This is a genomic window from Hymenobacter sp. PAMC 26628 (assembly GCF_001562275.1).
GTDB lineage: Bacteria > Bacteroidota > Bacteroidia > Cytophagales > Hymenobacteraceae > Hymenobacter.
Genome location: NZ_CP014304.1, coordinates 3,133,729 through 3,158,853, shown reverse-complemented (window position 1 = coordinate 3,158,853; position 25,125 = coordinate 3,133,729). Strand labels below are relative to the sequence as shown.

The 25,125-nt window shown below is 64.8% G+C and carries 21 protein-coding genes; 12 read left to right on the top strand and 9 right to left on the bottom strand.

The window, feature by feature from the left end; translation table 11 throughout:
* Positions 1-161: 161 nt before the first annotated feature.
* On the top strand, positions 162-1,847 hold the full coding sequence (locus AXW84_RS13765) for an ABC1 kinase family protein (protein ID WP_068234240.1): 1,686 nt from the start codon (positions 162-164) through the stop codon (positions 1,845-1,847).
* Between the two features lie 23 nt (positions 1,848-1,870).
* On the opposite strand, the gene AXW84_RS13760 is transcribed toward AXW84_RS13765, so the two are convergent.
* From AXW84_RS13760 to AXW84_RS13750, 3 genes are all read right to left on the bottom strand, one after another.
* Complete coding sequence (locus tag AXW84_RS13760) at positions 1,871-2,383, bottom strand: hypothetical protein (RefSeq protein ID WP_157887019.1); 513 nt, start codon at positions 2,381-2,383, stop codon at positions 1,871-1,873.
* 175 nt (positions 2,384-2,558) lie between these two features.
* A complete protein-coding gene (locus AXW84_RS13755; protein WP_068234235.1) occupies positions 2,559-4,295 on the bottom strand; it encodes a phospho-sugar mutase in 1,737 nt (578 codons plus the stop codon).
* Positions 4,296-4,508: 213 nt separating this feature from the next.
* A complete protein-coding gene (locus tag AXW84_RS13750) occupies positions 4,509-5,762 on the bottom strand; it encodes a T9SS type A sorting domain-containing protein (RefSeq protein WP_068234232.1) in 1,254 nt (417 codons plus the stop codon).
* A 94-nt stretch (positions 5,763-5,856) separates the two neighbouring features.
* Here AXW84_RS13750 and AXW84_RS13745 point away from each other — a divergent pair, with 94 nt between their 5' ends.
* Positions 5,857-6,243, top strand: a complete 387-nt coding sequence (locus AXW84_RS13745) for a hypothetical protein (protein WP_068239418.1) — start codon at positions 5,857-5,859, stop codon at positions 6,241-6,243.
* Positions 6,244-6,410: 167 nt separating this feature from the next.
* Positions 6,411-6,776: a DUF952 domain-containing protein gene (locus tag AXW84_RS13740; RefSeq protein ID WP_068234229.1), complete on the top strand. Its 366-nt coding sequence runs from the start codon at positions 6,411-6,413 to the stop codon at positions 6,774-6,776.
* A gap of 88 nt (positions 6,777-6,864) precedes the next feature.
* Here the strand turns inward: AXW84_RS13740 and AXW84_RS13735 are convergent, their stop codons facing one another.
* Entirely contained in the window at positions 6,865-8,778 is a 1,914-nt protein-coding gene (locus AXW84_RS13735) for an ABC-F family ATP-binding cassette domain-containing protein (protein ID WP_068234226.1), read from the bottom strand.
* A gap of 209 nt (positions 8,779-8,987) precedes the next feature.
* Here AXW84_RS13735 and AXW84_RS24990 point away from each other — a divergent pair, with 209 nt between their 5' ends.
* The 5 genes from AXW84_RS24990 to dinB all read left to right on the top strand — a co-directional run bounded on the left by AXW84_RS24990 (position 8,988) and on the right by dinB (position 13,944).
* Complete coding sequence (locus AXW84_RS24990) at positions 8,988-9,422, top strand: hypothetical protein (protein WP_157887018.1); 435 nt, start codon at positions 8,988-8,990, stop codon at positions 9,420-9,422.
* 424 nt (positions 9,423-9,846) lie between these two features.
* Positions 9,847-10,470, top strand: a complete 624-nt coding sequence (locus AXW84_RS13725; protein ID WP_157887017.1) for an IS630 family transposase — start codon at positions 9,847-9,849, stop codon at positions 10,468-10,470.
* Between the two features lie 7 nt (positions 10,471-10,477).
* A complete protein-coding gene (locus AXW84_RS13720; RefSeq protein WP_068230147.1) occupies positions 10,478-11,542 on the top strand; it encodes an IS701 family transposase in 1,065 nt (354 codons plus the stop codon).
* Positions 11,543-11,719: 177 nt separating this feature from the next.
* A complete protein-coding gene (locus AXW84_RS13715; RefSeq protein WP_068234217.1) occupies positions 11,720-12,817 on the top strand; it encodes a Fic family protein in 1,098 nt (365 codons plus the stop codon).
* Between the two features lie 47 nt (positions 12,818-12,864).
* Positions 12,865-13,944, top strand: coding sequence for a DNA polymerase IV (gene dinB, locus AXW84_RS13710; protein ID WP_068234215.1), 1,080 nt, complete (start codon positions 12,865-12,867; stop codon positions 13,942-13,944).
* Positions 13,945-14,058: 114 nt separating this feature from the next.
* On the opposite strand, the gene AXW84_RS13705 is transcribed toward dinB, so the two are convergent.
* Entirely contained in the window at positions 14,059-15,396 is a 1,338-nt protein-coding gene (locus AXW84_RS13705; protein WP_082773893.1) for a SusC/RagA family TonB-linked outer membrane protein, read from the bottom strand.
* A gap of 600 nt (positions 15,397-15,996) precedes the next feature.
* On the opposite strand from AXW84_RS13705, the gene AXW84_RS13700 reads away from it, so the two are divergent.
* From AXW84_RS13700 to AXW84_RS24020, 4 genes are all read left to right on the top strand, one after another.
* Positions 15,997-16,971, top strand: a complete 975-nt coding sequence (locus AXW84_RS13700) for a ligand-binding sensor domain-containing protein (RefSeq protein WP_071891327.1) — start codon at positions 15,997-15,999, stop codon at positions 16,969-16,971.
* A gap of 21 nt (positions 16,972-16,992) precedes the next feature.
* Entirely contained in the window at positions 16,993-17,640 is a 648-nt protein-coding gene (locus AXW84_RS13695; protein ID WP_162268267.1) for a ligand-binding sensor domain-containing protein, read from the top strand.
* Positions 17,641-17,848: 208 nt separating this feature from the next.
* A complete protein-coding gene (locus tag AXW84_RS13690; RefSeq protein WP_071891324.1) occupies positions 17,849-19,210 on the top strand; it encodes a BNR repeat-containing protein in 1,362 nt (453 codons plus the stop codon).
* Between the two features lie 140 nt (positions 19,211-19,350).
* Positions 19,351-20,100: a PA2169 family four-helix-bundle protein gene (locus AXW84_RS24020; RefSeq protein WP_068234203.1), complete on the top strand. Its 750-nt coding sequence runs from the start codon at positions 19,351-19,353 to the stop codon at positions 20,098-20,100.
* A gap of 231 nt (positions 20,101-20,331) precedes the next feature.
* On the opposite strand, the gene AXW84_RS13680 is transcribed toward AXW84_RS24020, so the two are convergent.
* The 4 genes from AXW84_RS13680 to AXW84_RS13665 all read right to left on the bottom strand — a co-directional run bounded on the left by AXW84_RS13680 (position 20,332) and on the right by AXW84_RS13665 (position 25,047).
* Positions 20,332-21,162, bottom strand: a complete 831-nt coding sequence (locus AXW84_RS13680) for a tetratricopeptide repeat protein (RefSeq protein ID WP_068234196.1) — start codon at positions 21,160-21,162, stop codon at positions 20,332-20,334.
* Positions 21,159-21,647, bottom strand: coding sequence for a hypothetical protein (locus tag AXW84_RS13675; protein WP_068234193.1), 489 nt, complete (start codon positions 21,645-21,647; stop codon positions 21,159-21,161). Before AXW84_RS13675 ends, AXW84_RS13680 begins: the two co-directional genes overlap by 4 nt.
* A 141-nt stretch (positions 21,648-21,788) precedes the next feature.
* Positions 21,789-24,347 carry an ABC transporter permease gene (locus AXW84_RS13670; RefSeq protein ID WP_335339469.1) on the bottom strand — a complete coding sequence of 853 codons (2,559 nt, stop codon included), beginning with the start codon at positions 24,345-24,347 and terminating at the stop codon, positions 21,789-21,791.
* Positions 24,340-25,047 carry an ABC transporter ATP-binding protein gene (locus AXW84_RS13665; RefSeq protein WP_068234188.1) on the bottom strand — a complete coding sequence of 236 codons (708 nt, stop codon included), beginning with the start codon at positions 25,045-25,047 and terminating at the stop codon, positions 24,340-24,342. Before AXW84_RS13665 ends, AXW84_RS13670 begins: the two co-directional genes overlap by 8 nt.
* Positions 25,048-25,125: the final 78 nt, after the last annotated feature.

The following is a 25,125-nucleotide window of genomic DNA, read 5'->3' as shown; positions in this document are numbered from 1 at the left end:
CGATTGGAGACCAGAGGCCCTGGCCGAGTAGCTACTGCCAGGCAGCTGGCGAAAAGCTGGCAGCCCGGGGCCCCGCCGTAGCTTGCCGCCCCAACCCGAAAAACGAGCGGAACCCCAAAAAAGCCGTTGCCTCCGCTAATAATCCGTCAAACCCGCGGTCCATGTTCAAGAATACGATTTCCAACCTCACGCGCCTCAAAGAAGTGGGGGAGGTGCTGCTCAAGTACGGCTTCGAGGACGTGGTGACGACCACGCCCCTGCGCCGGCTGGTGGGCGCCAGCCGCCGCGTGAGCTGGCAGCGCGCCGAGCGCACCGTGTTTGACACCACGCGCTGGGAGCGCGCCCGCCTGGTGATTGAGGAGCTGGGGCCCACCTTCATCAAGCTGGCCCAGGCCCTGAGCAACCGCGCCGACTTGCTGCCCGAGGCCCTCATCGACGAGTTTGAGAAGCTGCAAAGCAACGTGCCGCCCTTCGACGTGGCCGTGGCCCGCCAGATTGTGGCCGACGAGCTGGGCCGGCCTTTGGAGGAGGTATTCAGTGCTTTTGACGACGTGCCGATTGGCTCAGCCAGCATCGGGCAGGTGCACCGGGCGCGCTTGCGCACGGGCGAGGACGTGGTGGTGAAAATCCAACGCCCCGGCGTGCAGGACAAGGTGCGCGGCGACCTGGCCCTGCTGCACGAGCTGGTGCGCCTGACGGGCGGCTTTTTGCGCAACCAGGGCCTGGCCAACCCCCAGGACGTGGTGGATGCCTTCGAGCGCAGCATGAGCAAGGAGCTGGACTACACCGCCGAAGCCCGCGCCATGGAGCAGTTCCGGAAACTCTACGCCGGCTACACCAACTTCTACATCCCGCGGCCCTACCGCGAGCTGAGCACAGCCAAGGTGCTGGTGATTGAGTACGTGGACGGCTGCAAAATCACGGACCGGGCGCAACTCGAAGCCTGGGGCCTTAGCCCGGCCAAGGTGGCCGAAACGGGCATGGACATCTACCTGACCCAGATTTTTGAGTTCGGGGTGTTCCACGCCGACCCGCACCCGGGCAATGTGCTGGTGCAGCCCGACGGCCGCATCGTGCTCATCGACTTCGGCATGGTGGGCAAGCTCACCAAGCAGCAGAAGTATGCCTTTGCGGGCGTGTTCATCGGCATGGCCCGGCAGGATGCGCGCGGCATGGCCGCCAGCTTCCGCCGCCTGGCCCTGACGGCGGAAATCCCCGACATGCGCGCCTTTGAGAGCGACCTGAGTTTGCTGATTGAGGATTTCGCTTTGCTCGACGTGAAGGAGATGAGCATGAGCGACCTCGCCGACCGCCTCCAAACCGTCATCTACGACTACAAATTGCAGGTGCCGGGCGCCATCTTCCTCATCCTTAGGGCCCTGGTTATTCTCGAAGGCATCGGCAAGGTGCTGCACCCTAGCTTCAACACCTTCGAGTTTGTGCGGCCCTACGGGGCCCGCATCGTGCGCGAGCAATACTCGCCCGAAAACATCCTCAACGAGGCCGAGTACACCGGCACCCAACTGCTGGCCCTGCTGCAAACCCTGCCCGCCGACGTGCGCCAAATCGTGCGCAAAATCAGCAAGGGTGAGCTGCGCGTGAAAGTGGAGCTGAGTGGCTACACCACGCTGCTGCGCAAAGCCGACCAGCTCGTGAGCCGCACCATCCTGGGGCTGCTGTGCGTGGCGGGGCTGGTGTTTTCGGGCTTCACGCTGGTGGGCCACTACGCGCCCACCATGCGTTACTACCACGGCGTAGCAGCCATTACGTGGTGGAGCCTGGGCACCACCGCCTTCTTCCTGCTGATTCTGCTACTATTGGGCACCAGCCGCGAGCGGAAAGGGTAACTTATAGGGCTCCACTTGCCGGCTTACCCAAACACGAAGCCTTCCACGTCCAGGTACATGGCCACCACTTTGGCGAAGAGCAGCGCTTCGAACTCCTGGTCGGCGCGGAACTTGCCGGCGATGATGGCCTGGCGAGACGCGGGCACCGAGAGCAGCACTACCCGCGCCCGGGGCGGGCCCTTGCGCAGGGCGGTGGGGGCGGCCACGGCGGGCTCGTCCTGCGTGAAGGGCTTCACGATGACCTTGCTCACGCGGGGCAGCGGCTGCCAGGCGCCCAGCGCAAGGCCGAAAACCGTGGTGAAGTAGCGGAACTGGCCGTGGGGCCGGTCCAGGGCCAGTTGCTTGGTTTTGGCGAGCAGCGGCAGGATGGTGCAGTACGGAACCAGGGCCCCCACCGCCAGCAGGGGTTGCCACGCGCCCCAGGGCACAAAAAGGGCCGCCGCAACCAGGCCCGTGCCCAGCCCGGCCAGGTACCAGATACGCCGCTGATAGGTGGCACCGTGCCGGTGCAAATAACAGGTAAAATACCGGGCCATCGTATAAAGGTTTGGGTTATAAGTACAAGGTGTTCAGGCAATAATGAATAAAAATCGACGAATAATGTAATCCTTCCCAATGTACGCAGTGGGCACAAAAAAACGGTCCCAAACCGATGAGATTTGGGACCGAAACGTAAAATTTACTGCCGGGCGGCGGAGTGGGGCCCCGGGGCTATTTCAACTGCATGTCGTCGATGATAGCCTGGATTTTCTCCTTGGCCTGGCGCTGGGTCAGCTCGAAGTCCACCACCGACTTGAGGGGGTGGCGCACGCTGAAGTAGAACTTAATTTTGGGCTCGGTGCCGCTGGGGCGGGCCGAAATCTTGCTGCCATCTTCGAGGATGAACTGGAGCACGTTGGAGCTTTCCATGCCGGTTTCGGTGGCCACGCCGGTGCGCAGGTCGCGGATTTGGCCGGTTTGGTAGTCGCGGATTTCCACCACCGGCTGGCCGGCGATGGTGGCGGGCGGGCGCTGGCGCAGGCCGGCCATCATCTCCTGGATTTCTTCGGCGCCGCGCTGGCCCTTCTTGGTCAGCGAAATCAGGTCTTCCTGGTAGAGGCCGAACTGGGCGTACATCTGGGCCAGCTCCTCGTAGAGGGTGCGGCCCTGGCCTTTAGCCACGGCGGCCATTTCGGCGGCCAGCGCGCAGGCCGACACGGCGTCCTTGTCGCGCACAAAATCGCCGATGAGGTAGCCGTAGCTTTCCTCGCCGCCGCAGAGGTAGTTCTCCTCGCCCGCCAGGTCGCGGATGAGGCCGGCGATGTACTTGAAGCCGGTGAGCGTGTTGTAGCTCTTCACGTGGTAGTGGCGCGCAATGTCGCCGAGGATGTCGCTCGTCACGATGGTGTACACCATGAAGTCGTTGGGCGCCAACTTCTTGGCGCGGTGGCGGGCCCCCAGCAAGTAGTTGGTGAGCAGCGCGGCCGTCTGGTTGCCGTTGAGCAGCACCCACTCGCCCTTATCGTTTTTCACGCCCAGGCCCACGCGGTCGGCGTCGGGGTCGGTGGCGAGCACGATGTCGGCGTCGAGCTCCTTGGCCAGGTCCAGGGCCATTTGCATGGCCGATTTTTCCTCCGGGTTGGGGCTTTGCACGGTGGGAAAGTTACCGTCGGGCGTGGCCTGGGCCTGCACGATGTGCACGTTGTCGAAGCCAAAGCGTTGCAGAGCCCCCGGCACCAGCGTGATGCCCGAGCCGTGCAGTGGCGTGTACACAATCTTCAAATCGTGCTGCCGCTTGATGGCGGCGGGGTCCACGCTCAGCTTTTGCACCTCGGTGAGGTACTGGTCGTCCAGGTCGTGGCCGATAAGGTGGATGAGCGTGTCGACGGCGGCAAATTTTACCGCGCCGATGTCGGTGATTTTATTGACTTCTTTGATAATGTTCGCGTCGTGCGGCGCCACTACCTGGGCCCCGTCGTTCCAGTATACTTTATAGCCGTTGTACTCCTTGGGGTTGTGCGAGGCCGTGATGACGCAGCCGCTCTGGCAGCCCAGCTGGCGGATGGCAAACGACAATTCGGGCGTGGGCCGCAGGCTGTCAAATAAGTACACCGTGATGCCGTTGGCCGAGAAGATGCCCGCCGCGATGCGCGCAAACTCGGGGCTGTTGTTGCGCGAGTCGTGGGCAATGGCCACTTTGATTTCCTGGTCTGGGAAGCTCTGCAGCAAGTAGTTGCACAGGCCCTGGGTGGCCATGCCCAGCGTGTAGCGGTTCATGCGGTTCGAGCCGGGGCCCATCACGCCGCGCAGGCCGCCGGTGCCGAACTCCAGGGTCCGGTAAAAGGCGTCGGTGAGGGCATCGTCCTGCCCGGCGTCGAGCTGGGCGCGGATGGCCGCCTGGGTGTCGGCGTCGTAAGCCGGCGTGAGCCAGGCGTTTACTTTTTGCTGGATGTCGGGGGCGAGGGCCATGCGAACGGAAAGAATAGGAGGGAAGAGAGTAAACGAGTTGTCAGTTGCTAGTTGTCGGTTGTTAGTCAGCGGCTTACAAGCCTGCCAATAATTACCTGGCAACGTAAGAACGGAAAAATGCGGGCGGCCACCGGCGCGCCCGCCGCCCCCGGCTTAACGGGAGTTGGGGCCCCGAAGATACCGGCCGCCGCCAATCCGGTGCGCCGGCCGCCGCTAGCGCACCACTATTTTCTGCGAAACCACGCCCGCTGCCCCCTGGGCCCGCAGCACGTAGGCCCCCGGGGCCAGCCCGGCCACGTCCAGGGCCCCCGCCGGGGCCCCGGCGGGCAGCTGGCCGGTGGCCACGGCGCGGCCCCGCAAATCGAGCAGCGTGAGGGCCAGCGCGCCGGGGCCCGCACCGGCCCGCTCCACGCGCAGCGTGTGGGCGACGGGCACCGGGTACACGCGCAGGCCCGCCCGGGGCCCCATCGTGGCCGCGGCCGTCACCACCGCCGGGGCCGGCAGCCAGCGCCCCACGTTCAGGGCGTACAGCCGTTGCGGCACGGTGAGGGGCCCCACCGTCACCCGCTCATTAGACACCAAAAGCCGGCGGCTCCCGGCGAAGCACACGCCTTCGACTTGCCCCACCAGCGCCGCGCTGGGCAGCTCGATGCGCCGCTTGTTGCCCCGGAAAAACTGCGTGCCCGGGAAGTCCGACAGCAGCCACACGAAGGTGGCCCCGGTGGTTTCGTCGTAGCCCAGCAGGGCCGCGGCGGTACCGTCGGCGCTGAGGTCGGCGGCCGTAATCAGGCCGTTTACATTAAAGGTGGCCTTGAGGTGGGCGGCGTGGGTGCCGGGCACGGCCGGCACGGTATAGTAGCGGGTGCGGTGGTCGGCCCAGTCCTTGGTGAAGAGGTGCAGCGAGTCGTTGCGGAAAAACACGGCCTCGCAGTCGTAGTCGTGGTTGTTGAGGCCCCCGCCGAACGTCGTTTGGTCGGGGTAGTAGAAGTTGATGGCCTGGGCCGACACCGTATCGGCCGCGGGGCCCAGGCCGGCCAGCGGCACGCGCAGCAGGCGCAGGTCGCGCCGGTTGCCATAGTTGTTGCCAAAGTCGCCCAGGTACAGGTAGCGGGCGTCGGCGGCAATGTCCTCCCAATCGGTGTTGGGGTAGTTGACGACGCGCACTTGCTGCACGGCGCGGCCGGTGGCTGAGTCTACCCGGAACAGCACCGGCGGGTTGCCCCCGTCGTTGAAGGTCCACAGGGCCCCGGCGGCCAGCTGGAGGCCCGAGGTTTCGGGCACGGCCGCGTCGAGCGGGGCCTTGGCGGGCAGCGCCGCGGCGGTGGGGGCGTACTGGCACGAGCCGTCGTTGAGGCGGGCGGCGGGGTTGTAGTTGGTGGCCTGCGGGTCGGGGCAGCCGGTTTGGGCGCGAGCGGGGCGGCTCAAGGCCAGGACCGACACTAGCAGAAGCAACGCGGTGGTTTTCATGGCGCTAAAAGTACGGCCGGGGCCCCAACGCGGCGCCCCGGGCCGCATTTACGGATTTCGTAGCACCTTTGCGGCCCGCACCTCACTGCTTTTTATGAAAACCGAAGACCTGAACCAAGCCCTGGTGGCCCTCATCGAAAAGAAGGCCGAGCTGCACACCCTCACCTACGACGACGCCCGCTACGACGAGGTAGAGGAGGCTTTGCACGATTTGGAAGACGATTTCAACGACGAGTACGGCGACTACCTCGAAGAGGCCCTCGACAAGGTGCACGGCGACCTGAAATCGGACACCGACGTGCTGCTGCCCACCGCTTACCTGCCCAGCGACCCGCGCTCGGCCCCCTCGCCCAAGGAAGGCGTGTGGGTAGACTCGGAGAAGTACCCCGGCAAGGAAGCCCGCATCACGCTCGTGCCCAACCCCGTACGCATCATGCTCACGGTGGGCAAGCAGGTGCAGCAGGAGCTGTGGAAGGCGTAAAGCGGCTTCTGTAGAAGCCGTTGAATGAATAAAAACGGTCATGCTGAGCTTATCGAAGCATCTCTCCCGCAGCAGTAATTAGTTACTTAGCGGGGGAGGTGCTTCGACAAGCTCAGCATAACCGTTTTTAGCGTGACCGTTCAACTACCCCAAACCGCTCCCAGACCTTGGCTAACTTCCTCTATCGCCTCGCCGACCTCGCCGACTGGGAGCAGGCCCAGCGCACCGGCTTCTTCGCCAGCGCCGACCTGGCGGCCGAGGGTTTTATCCACACCTCCGAGCGCCAGCAGGTGCTTGAAACCGCCCGCCGCTACTACGCCGGCCGGGGCCCCCTGGTGCTGCTCGAAATCGACGAAAACGCCCTGGCCGCGGCGGGGGTACGCGTCGAGCGCGAGTGGGCCGCCGTGCGGCAAGAGCACTTTGCTCACGCCTTCGCCCCCATTCCGGTGGAGGCGGTAGGGCGTATCTGGCCCTTCTCCCCGGGCCCCCACGGCACCTTCGCACTGCTGCCGGCGCTACGCGACGATGCCTAGCGCAGCTTCTTACGACCTTCCCTCAAACGCAAAAAAAGGCCGCGCTCTCAGCGCGGCCTTTTCTATGCGGGCAAGCGGCGCCGGGGCCCTAAACCAACTCGGCCAGCTCCAGCCAGCGTTCCTCTTTCTGGGCCAGCGCCTGCTCCACGGCTTGGAGGCGGGCGCCCCAGGCGGCGAATTCCTGCGGGGTGCCGCTGCCGCCGTTTAGGTTGGCGGTGATGGCCTGCTTCTCGGTTTCGAGCTGGGCCAGGATGCCTTCGAGCTGCTCGTACTCTTTCTTCTCGGCGAAGGTGGCGCGGCGCTTGGCGGGGGCCGCCGGGGCGGGCGCGGCCACGGGCGCGGGGGCCCCCTTGGCGGCGGCGCGGGCGGCCTTGGCGGCCTTCTCCTCGGCCTCTAGCGCAGCTTCGGTTTCGCGCTCCTCCAGGTAGTCGCGGTAGTCGGTGTAGTTGCCGGGGAAGTTGAGCACGGCCCCGCCCGGCTCCAGCACAAACAGGTGCTCGGCGAGGTGGTCGAGGAAGTAGCGGTCGTGGCTCACGATGAGCAGGCAGCCGGCGAAGTGCAGCAGGAAATCCTCCAGAATGTTGAGCGTGGCCAGGTCCAGGTCGTTGGTGGGCTCGTCGAGAATCAGGAAATTGGGGTTCTTGATGAGCACGCGCAGCAGTTGGAGGCGCCGCTTCTCGCCGCCGCTCAGCTTGTTCACCAGCGTGTACTGCTGGGCGGGCGGGAAGAGGAACAGGTTCAGGAACTGGCTGGCCGTGAGCACGTCGCCGTTGGCCAGCTCCACCACCTCGGCCACTTCCTTCACGATGTCAATTACCCGCTGGCTGGGGTCGAACTCCAACTCCGTCTGGGTGTAGTAGCCAAACACAGTGGTGGTGCCCACGTCGATGGTGCCGGAGTCGGGCGCGAGCTTGCCGGTCAGCATGTTCAGCAGCGTGGACTTGCCCGCGCCGTTGGGGCCCACCAGGCCAATCCGGTCCTTCTTCTTGAACACGTAGCTGAAATCGTCGAGCACCACGTTGTCGCCGAACTTCTTGTTCAGGTGGTCGGCCTCGATGATTTTGCCGCCCTGGCGGGTCGTTTTCACGCTCAGCTCAATCTGCTGCTTGCTCAGGTTGGTGCTGGCCTTTTCCTTGGTCACGTAGAAGGCGTCGATGCGGGCCTTCTGTTTGGTGCCGCGGGCCTGGGGCATGCGGCGCATCCACTCCAGCTCCTTGCGGAACAGGTTACGGGCCTTCTCCACTTCGGTGGCTTCGCGCATCTCGCGGTCGGCCTTTTTCTCCACGAAGTAGGCGTAGTTGCCCTGGTAGCGGTACATGGTGCCCTTGTCGAGCTCCACAATCTCGTTGGCCACTTTGTCGAGGAAGTAGCGGTCGTGGGTCACCATCAGCAGCGTGAGGGTGGGGGAGGAAAGCCGGTTTTCGAGCCACTCAATCGTGCTCAAATCCAGGTGGTTGGTGGGCTCGTCGAGCAGCAGCACGTCGGGCTCTTCGATGAGCACCCGGGCCAGGGCCACGCGCTTGCGCTGCCCGCCGCTCAGCATGCTCACGTTACGCGTCAGCAGCTCGCCCAATATGCCCAGCCGGCCCAGAATCTGCTGCACCTGGGCTTCGTAGTCCCAGGCATTCAGCGCGTCCATGCGCTCCAACACCCGCTGCAAGTCGTCGGGCTTGTGGTTGGCGTCGTTGATGACGTGCTCGTACTCCTTGATGGCCTTGAGCGTGTCGTTCTGGCTGGCGAAGATGGTTTCTTCCACGCTCAAGCTCTCGTCGAACACCGGCTGCTGGCCCAGGTAGGTCACCCGGATGCCCTTGCGGGTGCTCACCAGCCCGGTGTCGGGGATTTCGAGGCCGGCCAGCACGCGCAGCAGCGTGGTTTTGCCCGTGCCGTTGATGCCCACAAAGGCCACGCGCTGCCCTTGTTGCAAGCCAAAGTTGAGGTCGCGGAACAGCCAGCGGTCGGCGTAATTTTTCGAGATATTCTCGGCGGATAACAGATTCATAGGCCGCAAAGGTACGGCCGCCGCGGGCGGGGTTGGGAATTGTAGTAGCTGGTTGAAGTCAAAGCGTTTGCACAGGGATGAGGTCAACGTTTCCATCTTCCAACTTCGGTTCACAGGTAAGTTTGTAGTCTTCTCAAAGGCATTATGTTAGTTTTGTTCGATAAAAAATAACAAATTACAATAGCTGTTATTTCGTCAGTGTCTTGATAATGGATTTAAAAAAAGCTTGCGCGACTAAATTATTTGGTGTTGCGATAATAGGACTGATGTTGCAACTTGTTGCTTGCAGTTCTATAAAGGAAAAAGAAGGATGTAACCGATTTAGAACAGGAAGATTTGCTTATCATTTCAGGGAGCCGCAAGGGAATTTTCCACTCACAATTACACGCAGTGACTCAATACAAACTGAAAGTAGTCAATTCACAGGTATCACTAAAATGACTATTAAATGGACTAGTGACTGCACATATGAACTCAGGCTTATAAGCAGCAGCGTGCAATTGCCGGACTCAATACAAAAAGTAATGAAAGCTCTGCCTCTTGAAAATGAAATAATTAATTCGACGGATAAGTACTACATTTTTAGGGCTAAACGAGCGCACACCGGCTTTGTATTGATTGATACAATTTGGGTGGGCAAGTGAAAGGTAACGGTTGAATCTATGCTGATGAATCTACGCTAAAAGGCTATTTAGAGCGGTTCCCAAGTTATTGTACACGTTTTGGTTTAGTTTCGGTCATGAAAGCATATTCGCTTGATTTACGCGAGCGCGTCGTGGCAGCCTGCCAGGCTGGGGGAAAGCAAGCGGCGGTGGCCGGCCAGTTTCGCGTTTCGCTCTCCTTTGTGGCAAAGCTCTTGCGCCGCCACCGTACGCATGGCAGCGCGGCAGCATTGCCGCCGGGCCGGGGGCCAGCTCCGCGCCTGGATGGTCCGGCCTTGGCCCAACTAAGGGCCTGCTTGCGCCAAACCCCGGATGCCACCTTAGACGAGCTGCGGGTCTGGCTGGCGGCGGTCGGCGGGCCGGCCATGAGCCAATCCGCGCTGGGGCGGGCCGTGCAAGCGCTGGATTGGCGGCGAAAAAAAAGAGCCTCCACGCCGCCGAGCGCGACACCGAACGGGTGAGGGCCTTGCGCGGGGCTTTTGTCGAAGCGGTGCAGGAAGAAGATTTTACGTGTTTTAAGTTTGTGGACGAGACCAGTACCAATCTCACCTATTGCCGCCGCTACGCCCGCGCCGCAGGCGGGCAGCGCGTTGGGCAAGGGGTGCCGCTGCATGGCGGGCCGAACGTGACGTTGGTCGCCGCCCTGACCCCGAACGGGTTGCAAGCGGCCATGACGGTGAGCGGAGCCGTGAGCGGAGCCGTCAACGGCGACGTGTTCGCGGCCTATCTTCACCACGTGCTCGGCCCCACCCTGGTGCCGGCCGACGTGGTCGTGCTCGACAACCTGCCCGCCCACAAAGTGGCCGGGTTGGCCGAAATCGTCGCCGCACGGGGTGCCCGCCTGCTGTATCTGCCGCCCTATTCGCCCGATTTTAATCCCATCGAACTCGCCTTCAGCAAACTCAAAACCTGGCTGCGCACGGCCCAGGCTCGCACCCGCGAGGCATTAGAAGCCACCATCCAAGCGGCAACCGAGTGGATAAGTCAACAGCTGATGTTACGCAGTCGTTGGCTTAGGTTGTCCGTTTAATCGATTGATGATGAGTTGCACGCTGGACCTGTACACGGATTATTTGCTGAGCTCGACGGGTCCGACGACGGCCACGGGCTTGTCGCGGCTGCTGGACGGGGCGCTGAGCCACGACCACATCACGCGCTGGTTGAGCAGTACGCCGTGCGGGTCAGCGCAGGTTTGGCGGCAGGCCAAGCCGTTGATTCGCCAGGCCGAAGCCCAACGCGGGGCGGCGGACTTCGCCGTGCTCATCGTGGACGATTCGGTCCTGGAAAAGGCCCACACCGATGCCAATGAGTTGATTTGCACCCATTGGGACCACAGCCAGCAGCGCTACGTCAAGGGCCTGAACTTCGTGAGTCTGCTTTATCAGGCCGGCGACTTGGCCCTGCCCATCGCCGTCGAGCTGGTGCGCAAAACCGTGCCGGTCTACCACCCCAAGACCCAGCAGACCAGCTACCAAAGCCCGTTCACTAAAAACGAATACCTGCAACAGATGCTGCGCGTGGCCCAGCAGCAGGTGGCCTACCGCTACCTGCTGGCCGACAGCTGGTACGCCTCGGCCGAGAACATGGCCTTGGTGCGGGCCCTGGGCCATCACTTTGTATTTGCCCTCGAAAGCAGCCGCACCGTGGCCCTGAGCGCCGAGGCGCGGGCCGCCGGCCAGTTCCAGGCCGTGCAGGCGCTGGTGTTCCCCGATACGCAGCCCTTGCGCGTCTATTTGCGGGCCGTCCAGCAGGCGGTGCTCGTGACCAGACAAGTCTTCACAAACCGAGACGGTAGCCAAGGTATGCTGTATCTGGTCAGCAGCGACACCGACCTGGACCAGGCCCAACTGACCACGATTTACCAGAGACGGTGGAAAGTGGAAGAATACCATAAGTCGCTCAAACAGAATGCCTCCATGGGCAAATCGCCCACCAAAACCCTGGCCACGCAGGCCACCCATTTCTTTGCCGCCGTGTTGGCTTACACCAAGCTCGAAGTGCTCAAGCTCAAAGGCGGCATCGGCCATTTTCGCCTCAAAGCCCAACTCTATACCGTTGGCCTCAAAGCCATGTACCAGCAACTCGTACTGCTCCGTGCGTAACATCAGTCAACAGGATGCCAAAAATTGGTTTGACCATTGCGGATATCATGTACAATGACTTGGGAACCGCTCTAACTACCCCTGTTACGGCTCCCGACACTCCCCGTTGTAGCGGTTACGCCACTTAAATGCGGAGAATACTCCCTACATTCGCCGCATAAACTGCGGAGAATAGTCATGTACATCTACCAGCGTCCTGAGTGGCCCAACTTCACCTGGCACCACGCGCAACTGGAGCCGCTGCTGGGGCCCCTGCGGCACCAGCAGGGCCGGGTGCTGGGGCACATGCAGGCGCTGGGCTTCTCGGTGCAAGCCGAGGCCACGCTCCAGACGCTGACGCTGGACGTGCTGAAATCCAGCGAGATTGAGGGGGAAATGCTGCCGGCCGACCAGGTACGCTCCTCGCTGGCCCGGCGGCTGGGGCTGGACGCGGGAGGGCTGGTACCGGCCGAGCGGCGGGTGGAAGGCGTGGTGGAAATGCTGCTGGATGCCATGCAAGGGTTCGCGCAGGAGCTGACGGCCGAGCGGCTACTGGGGTGGCAGGCGGCCCTGTTTCCGGCCGGCCGCAACGGCTTGCAGCGCATCGAAACCGGCGCGTGGCGTACCGGCCGCCGGGGCCCCATGCAGGTGGTATCGGGCGTGGCGGGGCGGGAGCGGGTGCATTTTGAGGCCCCCGCCGCGGGCGTGGTGGACGCGGAAATGAGGCGTTTTCTGGCCTGGTTTAATGGCCCGGGGGCCCTCGATGCCGTGCTCAAAGCGGCCGTGGCGCACTTATGGTTCGTTATCATTCACCCGTTTGAGGACGGCAACGGGCGGCTGGCCCGCGCCATCACCGATTTGCAGTTGGCCCGGGCCGACGCCACGGCGCAGCGTTTCTACAGCCTGTCGGCACAAATCCGGCTGGAGCGTTCGGCGTACTACGCCCAGTTGGAAGCCGCGCAAAAAGGCGGCCTCGACATCACGGGGTGGCTGCAATGGTTTCTGGGCTGCCTGGGCCGGGCCCTTGTCGCCACGGAACAGACGTTGGCCAAAGTGCTGAAAAAAGCGTGGTTCTGGGAGCAGCACGCGGCCAAATCGCTCAACGCCCGGCAACTGAAGCTGCTCAACCGGTTGCTGGATGGCTTTGAGGGCAAGCTGACTTCCTCCAAGTGGGCGACGATTGCCAAGTGCTCGCAGGACACGGCCGTGCGCGACATTCAAGCTCTGGTGGAGCAAAACATCCTGGTAAAAGAAGCCGCCGGCGGGCGCAGCACCGCGTACCGGCTGACTCTGTAGGAGCGGGGCCCCGGAACTGTGCCTGCGATATTACGCTTCTCATTCCCATGCCCGCCCCCGAACCCCGCAAAATCATTCACCTCGACATGGACGCGTTTTACGCCGCCGTGGAGCAGCGCGACGACCCTGCCTTGCGCGGGCGGCCCGTGGCCGTGGGCGGGGCCCGCGCGCGGGGCGTGGTGATGGCCGCCAGCTACGAGGCCCGGCAGTACGGGGTGCGCTCGGCCATGCCGGCGGTGGTGGCGCGGAGCAAGTGCCCGGAGCTACTATTTGTGCCGCCACGCTTCGAGGTGTACAAGGACGTGTCGCGGCAAGTCCACGCCATTTTCGCCGAGTACACGCCGCTGATCGAGCCGCTCTCGCTCGACGAGGCCTACCTCGATGTGACCGAAAACCTGCAAAACGAGCCGCTGGCCACGCGCATCGCCGCCGAAATCCGGGCCCGCATCCTGGAAAAAACCGGGCTGACGGCCTCGGCGGGCATTTCTTACAACAAGTTTCTGGCCAAGCTGGCCTCCGACTACCGCAAGCCCAACGGGCAGTTCGTGATTCGGCCGCACCAGGGCCCCGGCTTTGTGGAGGGGCTGGCGGTGGGGCAGTTTCACGGCATCGGGGCGGCCACGGCGGCGCGGCTCAACGGGCTGGGCATCTTCACGGGGGCCGACCTGCGGGCCCAGCCCGAGGCGCTGTTGCGCCAGCACTTCGGCAAGGCCGGCGGCTACTACTACGCCATTGCCCGCGCCGAAGACCACCGCCCCGTGGTGGCCGACCGCCCGCGCAAATCCGTGGGGGCCGAAACCACGTTTGAAAACGACCGGCGCGACTTTGACGAGCTGGCCGCCGGCCTGGGGCCCTGCATTGCCAAGGTATGGGCCCACTGCGAGCGCGCCGGCCTGCTGGGCCGCACCGCCACGCTGAAGGTGAAATACGCCGACTTCCAGCAGATTACCCGCAGCCGTAGCCTAGTGGGCCCCGTGGCCGGCCCTGAGCAGCTAACCGCCGTCAGCCACGACCTGCTGCGGACGCTGCTGCCCGTGCCGCAGGGCGTGCGCTTGGTGGGCGTGTCGCTCTCCAACCTCGTGCCGGCGGCGGAGGCCGTGGGCCAGCAGCTGGCGCTAGGCCTGTAGTGCGGGCTCTGCGAGTCCGCGCGGTTGAACGATGCAGCGTGGACTTTGTAGTCCGCGTCGTTGAACGGTCACTAAATGGTAATCGTCGGGACGAAGCGAGAGCCGCGGCAGTAACTAACCCAAGTTGCGGCCTAGTATCCGCTTTGGTCGAGGGTGTGGACAAAAATGAAGAGCACCAATGTTGGGGTTGTAGGGCAGGCCGTAGGGGCTCGAGGACACGGCCAGGTTCAGGTCGGTGCGGCCCGCGTCGTCGTTGGAATTGGAATAGAAAGCCGACGTGCCCACCCGCAGCCAGGGCGTGAGGTTGGCGTCGAGGTTCGAGCGAATGCTGATGCGCCGGAACTGGTAGCCTTGCAGCACGCCCTGCTGCTTGAAGTAGTCGCCGGACAGGTAGTACTTCACGTCGTCGGTGCCGCCCGACACGGCCAGGTTGTGGTCTTGGATAAAGCCTTGCTGGCCAATTGTTTTAATCCAGTCCGTTTCGGTGCTGGCCTGGTAGTTGGGCAGCTCGCCGTAGTTGGGCACCGGGTCGCCGGTAAGGCCCATCTGGGTTTTGAAGGCGGCATACTTGGCCGTGTAGCCGGCGCCGTCGAGCAGCTGGAGCTTGTGGGCAATGTACTCGGGGCCGCCGTAGCCGGTGTAGCGGATCTGGGCCTTGCCCGACTTGCCGTGCTTGGTCGTGACCAAAATAACCCCATTGGAGCCGCGCGTGCCGTAAATGGCCGTGGACGACGCATCCTTCAAAATCTTAATCGAGGCAATGTCGGTGGGGCTGATGTCGTTGAAATTGCCCGGAAACGGCACCCCGTCCAGGATGATGTACGGGTCGGTGCCAGCCGTAATGGAGCGCACGCTCCGCACCTGAATGCTCGGCTGCGCTCCCGGCACGCTCGAACTGGTGGAGATGTTGACGCCCGCCACGGCCCCTTGCAGGGCTTGCGCCACGTTCGAAACGGGCAGCCGCTCCAGGCGGTCCATGGGCACCGAGGCCACCGAGCCCGTTACGTCGGCGCGCTTCTGGGTGCCGTAGCCTACTACTACCACCTCGTTGAGGTCTTGTGTATTAGGTACTAGCTTGATGGTGAACGTGGTGCGGTCGCCCACCGCAATTTCCTGCCGCACGTAGCCGATGGACGACACCACGAGCGTGGGCGCGGCCGTGCCGTCGGGGATGCGCAACGCAAACTCGCCGTCGGCGTCGGTGGTCGCGCCGACGGTTGTGCCCTTCAGCACGATGGTGGTGCCGGGGAGGCCCTGGCCCTTCTCGTCGGCCACGATGCCGGTCACGGTGAGGTCGGGCAAAGCCGCGGCGGGCCTGGGTACGCTAACGATTGCGCCGGGGCCCCGGCTGGTGGCCGCGGCCGGCGGCAAGCCCAGCGCTTTGTGAGGAGCGCGGCGGGCCAGCGCCGCCGCGGGAGTTAGCGGGGCCAGGGCCCCCAAAAGAGTAGCCATTTTACGCGCATATAAACAAAAAATTAAGGGTCCGGCAAGCGCCGGGACGGGTGAGAAAAGTGCAGACCGGGGGCCCGGGCAGGTGGGAGCAGGGGAGCCGCTGGCGGAACAATCATTATCCTTGCAGGCGATGGACTGCCCGGCGGCGAATGGCCGTGGGGCTCGGCTGGCCTAAAAGTACCGGGGCCCGGCACTGCGCTAGGGGGTATTTTTGGGCAAAGGGCGGGGGTAAATTGGTCACGCTTTCCTTTGCGAATGGGCGGCGGATTAGTCCCGGCGGGGCGTTGAATTATGTTATTGATTGATAATTGCTTATACATGTATGCGGCGGTTTCGCTCAGAACTTTAGTAGTACTTTTTTAGCTTTCTCCACTACTGAAATGTCACTGATTCGCTTTTTCTCCGGTGCGCGGTGCGCGGTTTTGCTGGTGCTGTGCCTGTGGCTGCGAGCTGCGCTGGGGGCCCCGGCAGCCCTGGCGCCGTTGGGGCCCCGGGGTTGCCGGGGGCCCCTAGCGCGTTCCGCTTCGAGCACCTGACCGTGGACAAGGGCTTGGCGCACAGCGACGCCATGGCGGTGGCCCAGGACCACGCCGGCTTCCTGTGGGTGGGCACCAACAAGGGCATCAACCGCTACGACGGCTGCAAGCTGCAAGCCTACACCCTGCCCAACAACCCCCTGGCCTGCCCGCCAACCGCATTCGGGCGCTGCACGTGGGGCCCGACGGCCGCCTTTGGGCTGGGGCCGAAAGCGCGGGCCTCAGCCTCTACGACGCCGACCACAACCGCTTCCAACCCATCAACGCGCGCTACGCCGGCCCCGCGCACCGCCGCCTGGCCCGCCTGCTGAGCCAGGCCAGCGTGGTAGCCCTGGCCGCCGGCCCCGGTGGCCAGCTGTGGGTGGGTACCGAGCGCAACGGCCTGTTTGCCCTGCGCTTTGACGGCCAGCGCCGGCTGGTGGCGCTGCGCCGGGTGCCGCAGCCGGGGCCTCAGCCGGGGCTAGCCTATCACGCCGCCGCCCTGGCCCTCGATGCCGACGGTCGCCTGTGGGTGGGCACCATGGGCGCCGGCCTGCGCTGCCTCGACACGCGCATCCCAGCCGGGGCGGGGGACCTGGCGGCCGCGCTGGCTGGGGCCCCCAACGTGCGCGCGCTGCACCTCGACCGCCGCGGCGACCTGTGGGTGGGCACCGACCGCCAGGTATTGTGGGTAGCCAGCGCCCAGCGCCGTGCCCCGGGGCCCCTGGTGGCCAAGGCCTTGCCCACGCCCTACGCCGATATTCAATCGGTGCTGCTCGATTCGTTTGGGCGGCTGTGGGTGGGCACCACCTACGGCTTGCACCTGTGGGAGGCCGCTGCGGCCACCGGTACCGAGTTGCCGCTGCGCCTCGACCATTACAGCCAGTTCCTGCCCGTCGACAACGACCCGAACAGCATCAATTCCGAGCGCGTGCACCAGGTATTTGAAGACCGCAACCAAGTGCTGTGGCTGGCGGCTTCGGCCGGGGGCCTTAATAAGGTAGACCTGCGCCAGAAGCCGTTCCACAACTTGCAGCGCCAAGGCGCGTTGGCCGGGTAGCCCGCGTTGGCCAGCAACTTCGTGAACGCCATCTATAAGGAAGAAGCCCACGACCGGCTTTGGATTGGCACCCGCAACGGCTTTTCGTGCTATGACCTGGCCCGCCGCACCTACCGCAACTACCTGAGCCCCGCGCAGCCTAGCCACACCGCCGGCACCGACGTATTGGCCCTGGCTCAAACCGCCGACGGCACCCTCTGGGTGGGCACCATCAACCAGGGGCTGTGGCAGTTGCGCCGCCCCGGCACCGCCCGCGAGCAGCTGGTGCCCTGCACCCGGCCCGCTGGCGTGCCGCAGGGCAGCGTCGAGAGCCTGGCCGAAGACCGCTACGGCACCGTGTGGGCGGCCTCGCTGGCCCAGGGCCTGCGCCGCTACGGGCCCGACGGCCGCGCCGAACTACCCACCGACCAGTCCATGTTTTTGCTTTATGACCGGCCCCACGACGTGCTATGGGCCAGCACCCGCGACGCGGGCCTGCTGAAGCTGCGCGTGTTGCCCGATTCGCTGGTGCTGCTCCGGCAGTTTGTGGCCAACCCCAACGGAGTTGATGGATTGAGCGTCAGCTACACCTGGCCGCTGCTGCTCGACCGCGCTGGCACGCTGTGGATTGGTACCATCGGCGGGGGGCCGCACCGCTCGGCCGCCACAGCTACTCCTGCCGAGGCCTAGGGCCCCCAATCCGAATTCAGGGCCCCTGGTTCCCGAAAATGCCCCCGCTCCCCGGGGCCCCCGGCGGCTACTATTGTGCCGCCAAGTAGTCGTGCGCGAGTAGGCGCTTACCAAAAAGACGGTCATGCTGCGCGGACGCCACATGAGCATGACGTTCAGTTAGCTGTAAGAGCTTCTTTATGAGTAATTATTTGCCTGTTTGCTTCTGATGGCCCACGCCTTTCCCCTAGCCGCCCGGCCGCTGAACGGGCTATACAAAGCCAGCGCCGCCCTGTCCATACTTCTGCTGCTGGCGGGGCCCCTGCGGGCCCAGGCGCCCGCCAGCGTGGTGGGCTACGGCTGGGCGCGCAACGCGGTGAATACGGCCGTGTTCCGCAAAAACTCGCTGGCGACCTTTAAAAACGAGCAGTTTACCGCCTTTTACGATTCGGCCGGCTACCTCGTGCTGGCCAAGCGCACGCTGCCCCGGGGCCCCTGGCAGGTGCAGAAAACCGCCTATCGCGGCCACGTCGAAGACGCCCACAACGACATTAGCCTGATGGTGGACGGCGCTGGCTACCTGCACATCGCCTACGACCACCACAACAACCGGCTGCACTACAACCGCGGCCTGCGCCCCGGGGCCCTGGCGCTGGGCCCCATGCTGCCCATGACCGGCCAGCAGGAAGACAAGGTGAGCGACCCCGAGTTTCACCGCTTCCCGAGCGGCGACCTGGCGTTCCTTTACCGCGAGGGCGGCTCGGGCAACGGCAACTTGGTGATGAACCGCTACGACGTGAAAAACCAGCGCTGGACGCGCCTGCACACCGTGCTCATCGACGGCCAGGGCCAACGCAACGCCTACTGGCAGGCCGCCGTCGACGAGCAGGGCACGTTCCATATTTCGTGGGTGTGGCGCGAAACGCCCGACGTGGCCACCAACCACGACCTGGCCTACGCCCGCTCGCGCGACGGCGGCCGCACCCGGCAGAAAAGCACCGGCGAAGCCTACCAGCTGCCCATCACCGAAGCCACCGCCGAGTACGCCCTTCGCATCCCGCAAAAAAGTGAGCTGATTAACCAAACTTCGATGTGCGGCGACGCCCAGGGCCGGCCCTACATTGCCACCTACTGGCGCCCGGCGGGCCGTGCCGCAGTACCAGTACCAGCTGGTGTACCACGACGGCAAGCGCTGGCAGGTCAGCCAAGTGTCGCAGCGCACCCCACGCCCTTCAGCCTGAGCGGCGGCGGCACGGAGAAGATCCCCATCGCCCGGCCCCAGGTGCTGGTGCGCACCCTGGCCGGCAAAACGGCGGTCTACGTGGTGTTCCGCGACGCTGAGCGCGGCGACAAGGCCTCGCTGGCCACCTGCCCCGACCTGGCCCGCCCCCAGTGGGCTGTGCAGGACTTCCCCACCGCCGGCCTCGGCAACTGGGAACCCACCTACGATACCGAGCGCTGGAAGCAAACCAAGGTGCTGAACCTGTTCATCCAGCGCACCGGCCAGGGGGACGGCGAAACCCTGGAAGGCCTGCCCCCAGCCCGTATCGGTGCTGGAGTGGACGCCGTGAGCGCGGCCTCGCGGCGTTAGTGTGTTCAACCGAGGTAGTGGAAAGCGGCCCTACGGAACGCGGCAGATTGGGGCCCCAGCGGCGGCCACTAAAAATTGTACTTAACGACTTGGCCGCGGGCCCGTATAGGCGAATGTTCTAATTAAATTTTCTTCGCAACATGGACAATCTCCCGAATTCCGCACCCGCCGATAAGGCCAAAGACCTGATCGACAAAACCAAGAACGCCATCACCGACGGCCCGGTGGCTGATTTAATCGATAAAGTGCCGGCTTCCGTCAAAGAAGCCAGCAATAAGGCCATTACTTCTGTCAAAGAGGCCAGCGATAAGGCCGTTACTTCTGTCAAAGAGGCCAGCGACAAAACCGTTAGCGGCTTTAATTCTCTCAGCACTACCCAGAAAGTGGTGGGCGGCGCCCTGGTGGCGCTGGGCCTGACTTACTTGGTGGCCCCCAAGAAAAAAGGCAAAGCCAAGCGCAAAGCCGCCGCCCTCGACCAGCTGCTGCTGTTCGTCAACGACCGCACCGAAGGTTACAAGCGCGCCGTGGCCGAATCCAAAGAGGCCGACTTGCGCGGCTATTACGAGCTGCTGGTGGCCCAGAGCCAACAATTTTCCAGCACCCTGAACAGCTACCTTAACAAGCTGGGCGGCGAGCGCGAAACCGGTACCACGCTCAAAGGCAAGCTGTACCGCAAGCTGATGGACGCCCAAGCCGCCGTGACCGGCCGCGACGAGAAGTCCATCCTGGCCGCCAACGTGTTCGGTGAGCGTTGGGCCATCCGGGCCTATAAAAAGGCGCTGCGCCGCAAAGCCCTCAAGGGCGAAATGCGCGACGCCGTGAAAAAGCAATTCAGCCAGTCGAGGAAGACCTACAAGCACCTCAAGCAGTTGACGGCGCAGCAGCGCTAGCCAACGCAGCCTGAAAAAGCCCCCGGCGCAACCGTAACAACGGTCGTGCCGGGGGCTTTTTGTTGTCAGTTGTGCGTGATCAGTGGTTCCTCTGCACCGTTCCAGGCCCAAAAAATTAACTCAAACAGCCTTTTAGCCTTCCGCATGCAGTATTTCCAAGGCGGGACGGGTCAGTAAGGCGCGGCGGTGGAGTAGGCCAGCAACGGCCGCCGCGCCGTTTTCGCCCTTCGCTCATCTGCTTGCCAGGGCTTGCTGAATATCTGCCAGGTACACGGCATCCAGTGGCTCGCAGTAGTCGTGGTAGCGGCGGTGGCCTTGCTGGAACAGGGCTTCGGCCCGAACAAAATGCTGCCGGGCCAGGGCTTTATTTTTCTGCCGCCGGTAGGCCAAGCCGACGTAATACTCGGTATCGGCCAGCTCCTTGGCTTGCCCTTGTTCGCGCTTGAAGTCGCGCAGGGCCCCGGCGTAGTCACCGGTCCGAAGCCGGGTCACGCCGCGGTGCAAGTAGTCGTAGAGGCCCACGCGCTGCTGCGCTTCGTTGGCTTGAATGCACTGGTTGAACACGGCCAGGGCCCCCCGGGGGTCGCCCAGCTCGCGCTTGCACAACGCCAGCACGATGCGCAAATCGTAGTCGCCGTCGTTGCTGTAGCCGGCGTTGCCGTGGGTGAGGGCCAGCAGCCGGGTCAGGTCGGCCGCCGCGCCCTGGTAGTCACGCAAAAACTCGAAGCGGCACCAGCCCCGGTAGCCCAGGTACTGCGCGGGTTGCAGCCGCACTACTTCGTCCATCATTTTCTTCCAGGTGCCAAAATCGCCCCGCTTGAGGTAGGGCACGGCCTTCTCGCGCAAGGCCGCGGCAAACGTGGGGCACAGCGCCAGCACTTCGTCGAAGTATTGCTGGGAGCGGGCACTGCCCTGGCTGGTGGCTTCCCGCGCGGGCGACTCGTACAGGTCGCAAGCCCGCCGGCAAGGGCTACCGGGCGGGTACAGGGCGCAGTTCACGTCCTGCGCCCGCGCCGCTGGGGCCCCCAGCGAGCACGCCAGGGCTAGTAGCAGCTTTTTCATGGCAAAATATCGACTACGCGGCCGTGGATAATCTTGAACATCAAGTAACAGTAGCAATCCAGGGCTTCGCCTTGGTGGGCCCCGGGCCCGGGAAAGTGGCCGGGCTGCCAGCCGTGCAAAGCCTTGGTGCGGCGGAGCAACTCGGCCACAAGGGCCGGGCTGAACTGCGCCGGCCGGTAATCGGCGTCGATTTGCGTAACCCGGAACCGGTCGGTGTCGCCGTGGCAGTTGACGAGGAAGCGAACCGTGACGTAGCCGCTCAGCGCCGCGGTTCCGCGGGGCAGGCTGGGGGTGACGAGAAGCTGCCGCAGGGCCTGGGTGCCGCCGGCGTAGGCCGTTTTGCTTTGGTAGTACTGGGGCACGTCGTACTGGCCCTCGCCGCAACGTTTGAAGTCGGCGCGGTCCGTGGCGGGGTCAAAAGCAATGTCCCCGACGTTGGCATTGGGGGCCACCTTCGGCAAAAATACCTGCTGCGCGCAGGCCAAACGGGGTGCTTGGAGTAGCAAGCAGCTGAGCAGCCCAGGCAATAACCAGGAGTAATCTGTCCTCATTTTATCGCAAGTGGGCCGCTGGCCCCGGCAGTGGGACCAGCGGCCATTGGCTGGCAAATTAAGACGTGGCTTGGTTTAGCCTTCGGCGCGCAGCACTTCCAGCGGCGGGCGGGTCAGCACGTCGCGGCTGTTGAAGAGGCCGATGGCCGCCGTGAGGGCCGCCACGCCCGCCGCCAGGCCCAGCAGCGGCAGCAGGTTGGGCGCGTAGGGCGAATCGAACACCCACGTGGCCAGGGCCCACGCCGCCAGCCCCGACAGCATGATGCCGGCCAGCGAGGCCAACAGGCCCAGCAGCGCATACTCGACCAGCGTGATGCGCAAAATTTGGCGGCGGCTGGCCCCCAGGGTGCGCAGCAGCACGCTTTCGCGCACGCGCTGGTAGCGGCTCACCACCACCGAGCTGGCCAGCACCAGCAGGCCGGTGGCGATGCTGAAGCCCGCCATAAAGCGGACCACGAACGAAATCTTGCTCAAAATGTCATCTACGGTTTGCAGAATCAGCCCCAAATCAAGGGCCGACACGTTGGGGAACTGCCGCACCAGGGCCTGCTGCACCGCGCCCAGCGCCGCCGTGTTGGGCGTGCGCGTGAGGATGACGTGGAACTGCGGGGCTTCCTCCAGCACGCCCTTCGGGAAGAGCACCAGGAAGTTGGTCTGCACCCGGCTCCAGTCCACCTCGCGGGTGCCGCCCACGATGGCCACCAGCGGGGCCCCCTGCACGTTGAAGGTGAGCGTGTCGCCGAGTTTCAGCTTGGCCCGCTCGAAGTAGGAGTTGTCCACCGACACGTAGGGCGTGCCGGTGGGGCCCCGGCGGGGGAGGGTGCCGGCGGTTAGTTTCTCGCTGGCGCTCAGCGTGTCGCGGTACGTCACGCGGTACTCGCGCGACAGGATCCAGGCCGGAATGCCTTTGCCGCCCGCGGTGTCCCGCTTTAGTTGCGTCACCGTGCGGCGGTTGATAGCCGAGAGGCGCATCGTGACGATGGGCACGCGCTGCACAATGGGTAAGTTGCGCTGGACAAGTAGCGCCTCCACACCAGCGCGCTGCTCGGGCTGAATGTCGTAGAGCACCAGATTGGGCTGCTTGCCCGAATCGGCGGTGGCCACGCGGCTCAGCAGCAGGCCCTGGGTGAGGTATAGCGTAGCCAGCAGGAACGTGCCCAGACCGATGGAGATGATGAGCGTAAGCGTCTGGTTTTGGGGGCGGTACAAGTTGGCCAGCCCCTGCCGCCACACGTAGCCCCAGCCGCCGGGAAAGTAGCGGCGCACGGCCCACGTCAGGGCCCAGCCCAGGCCGGCCAGGGCCCCCAGCGCCGCCGCCAGCCCCGCGCCGAAGCCCAGGGCCAGCTTCCACTCGTGGGTTTGCAGGTACGCAAAGCCCAGGATGCCCAGCGCCAGCACGCCCAGCACCAGCCCGCGCAGCGGGTCGGGCGCGGCCGTATCGGCCTCAAACGCGGCGCGCAGTACCCGCAGCGGCGCCACCCGCCGGATGCTCAGCAGCGGCAGCAGCGCAAACAGCACCGCCAGCCCCAGCCCCGCGCCCACGCCGGTGGCAATGGCCGGCCACGACACGCCCACGCGCACCGCCACCGGTAGAAAATCGCCGAGCACGCGCGGCAAAACCGCCTGCACCCCGGCCCCCAAGGCGGCCCCAATCAGGGCCCCCAGCAGGCCCAGCCCGGCCGTCTGAATCAGGTAAATAAGCAGCGCCTGGCGGCCGCTGGCGCCCAGGCAGCGCAGCACGGCCACGGCGGCCAGCTTCTCGCGCACGTAGAGGCTGACCGTGCTGGCCACGCCCACGCAGCCCAGCAGCAGCGCCACGAAGGCCACCAGGCTCAGGTAGCGGGTGAGGTCGTGGAAGGCGCGGCCGGTGCGCTGCTGCCGGCTGGCCACGGTGTCGGAGTCAATGTTGGCCCGGTCGAAGCGGGCCTCGAAGGGCTTGATAAGGGCCGCCACGTCCACGGTGGGCGCAAATTGGAAGTACTGCCGGTACTGCACCCGGCTGCCGCGCTGCACCAGCCCGGTGGCCGCCACCTGGGCCCCCGGCACGAACACCGTGGGCGCCACCGCGCTGCCCAGGCCCGACTGCCCCGGCGTGTGCAGCACCGTGCCCAAAATCAAAAAGCCGCTGCGGCCCACGCGCACCGAGTCGCCCACTTTCGCCCCAAACTGGCTCAGCAGCACGTCGTCCACCAGGGCCCCGCGGCCGGCCCGGAAGGCCGCCACCGCCGCGCGCGGCTGCACGTCCCACTCGCCGTAATAGGGGAAGCCGCCCGTGATGCCGCGCACCTGCGCCAGCCGCACGCCCTGCACCCGCGGGAACTGCACCAGCGAGCCAAACGCCCGCTCCTGCGCCTGCACCGGGCTCAGCCGCCGCAGTGCCGGCACCAGCGTCGAATCAAACGGCTGGTTACTCGACAGTACCAGATCGGCGCCCACCAGCTCGCGGGCCTGCTCGTTGATGCTGCGCGCCAGGTTGTCGCCAAACGAGTTGATGCCCACCAGCGCCGCGATGCCCAGCGCCACGCCGGCCACAAACAGCAGCAGCCGGCCCCGGCCGCGGCGACTGTCGCGCCAGGCCATGCGCAGCAGCCAGCCCCAGCCGGCCGCGCCTTCCGTCGTCGGGGCCCTATGCACGGGCTTGGTTACTAACGGGTTGGTTGCGCACGTCGTCCTGCACGGTGCCGCCGCGCACGCGCAGCGTGCGCTGGGTGCGGGCGGCCAGCTCCAGGTCGTGGGTCACGAGCACGAGCGTGGTGCCAGCCTCGCGGTTCAGCTCGAAGAGCAGGTCCACCACCGTGTCGCTGGTGTCGGGGTCGAGGTTGCCGGTGGGCTCGTCGGCGAAGAGCAGGGCCGGGCGGTTGGCGAAGGCGCGGGCCAGGCTCACGCGCTGCTGCTCGCCGCCCGAGAGCTGGGCCGGGTAGTGGTGGGCGCGCTTGCCCAGGCCCACGCGCTCGAGCAGGGCCCGGGCCGACGCGGCGCTGCCTTTTTCGCCGCGCAGCTCCTGGGGCACCTGCACGTTTTCGAGGGCCGTGAGGGTGGGCAGCAGCTGGAAGTTCTGGAAAATGAAGCCCACGTGCTGGTTGCGCACGGCGGCCCGCTGGTCTTCGCTCAGGTTATCCAGTTGAATGCCGTTGAGCCACACGCTGCCCGAAGTGGCGCGGTCGAGGCCGGCGCACAGGCCCAGCAGCGTGGTTTTGCCCGAGCCCGAGGGCCCCACGATGGCGAACGTGTCGCCCGCGGCCAGCTCAAAGCTGACGCCGTGCAGCACCGTGAGCGGCGCCCCCCCGGCGCTGGGGTACGATTTGGTGAGGTTTTCGACTTTAAGAATGCTCATTGCGAACGAATTGCGAAGGAAATCGGGCCTTGGGGCCCTAATTGGGGTAGACGCGGAAACGGGGCGGATATTTAGTGT

Bases quoted from the DNA above. Each gene is read 5' to 3' on its own strand.
- AXW84_RS13680 (WP_068234196.1), bottom strand. From the start codon at position 21,162: ATGAAAAAGCTGCTACTAGCCCTGGCGTGCTCGCTGGGGGCCCCAGCG.
- AXW84_RS13665 (WP_068234188.1), bottom strand. From the start codon at position 25,047: ATGAGCATTCTTAAAGTCGAAAACCTCACCAAATCGTACCCCAGCGCC.
- AXW84_RS13690 (WP_071891324.1), top strand. From the start codon at position 17,849: ATGGCCCACGCCTTTCCCCTAGCCGCCCGGCCGCTGAACGGGCTATAC.
- AXW84_RS13755 (WP_068234235.1), bottom strand. From the start codon at position 4,295: ATGGCCCTCGCCCCCGACATCCAGCAAAAAGTAAACGCCTGGCTCACG.
- AXW84_RS13705 (WP_082773893.1), bottom strand. From the start codon at position 15,396: ATGGCTACTCTTTTGGGGGCCCTGGCCCCGCTAACTCCCGCGGCGGCG.
- AXW84_RS13715 (WP_068234217.1), top strand. From the start codon at position 11,720: ATGTACATCTACCAGCGTCCTGAGTGGCCCAACTTCACCTGGCACCAC.
- AXW84_RS24020 (WP_068234203.1), top strand. From the start codon at position 19,351: ATGGACAATCTCCCGAATTCCGCACCCGCCGATAAGGCCAAAGACCTG.
- AXW84_RS13720 (WP_068230147.1), top strand. From the start codon at position 10,478: ATGATGAGTTGCACGCTGGACCTGTACACGGATTATTTGCTGAGCTCG.
- AXW84_RS13735 (WP_068234226.1), bottom strand. From the start codon at position 8,778: ATGAATCTGTTATCCGCCGAGAATATCTCGAAAAATTACGCCGACCGC.
- AXW84_RS24990 (WP_157887018.1), top strand. From the start codon at position 8,988: ATGGATTTAAAAAAAGCTTGCGCGACTAAATTATTTGGTGTTGCGATA.
- AXW84_RS13760 (WP_157887019.1), bottom strand. From the start codon at position 2,383: ATGGCCCGGTATTTTACCTGTTATTTGCACCGGCACGGTGCCACCTAT.
- AXW84_RS13745 (WP_068239418.1), top strand. From the start codon at position 5,857: ATGAAAACCGAAGACCTGAACCAAGCCCTGGTGGCCCTCATCGAAAAG.
- AXW84_RS13750 (WP_068234232.1), bottom strand. From the start codon at position 5,762: ATGAAAACCACCGCGTTGCTTCTGCTAGTGTCGGTCCTGGCCTTGAGC.
- dinB (WP_068234215.1), top strand. From the start codon at position 12,865: ATGCCCGCCCCCGAACCCCGCAAAATCATTCACCTCGACATGGACGCG.
- AXW84_RS13765 (WP_068234240.1), top strand. From the start codon at position 162: ATGTTCAAGAATACGATTTCCAACCTCACGCGCCTCAAAGAAGTGGGG.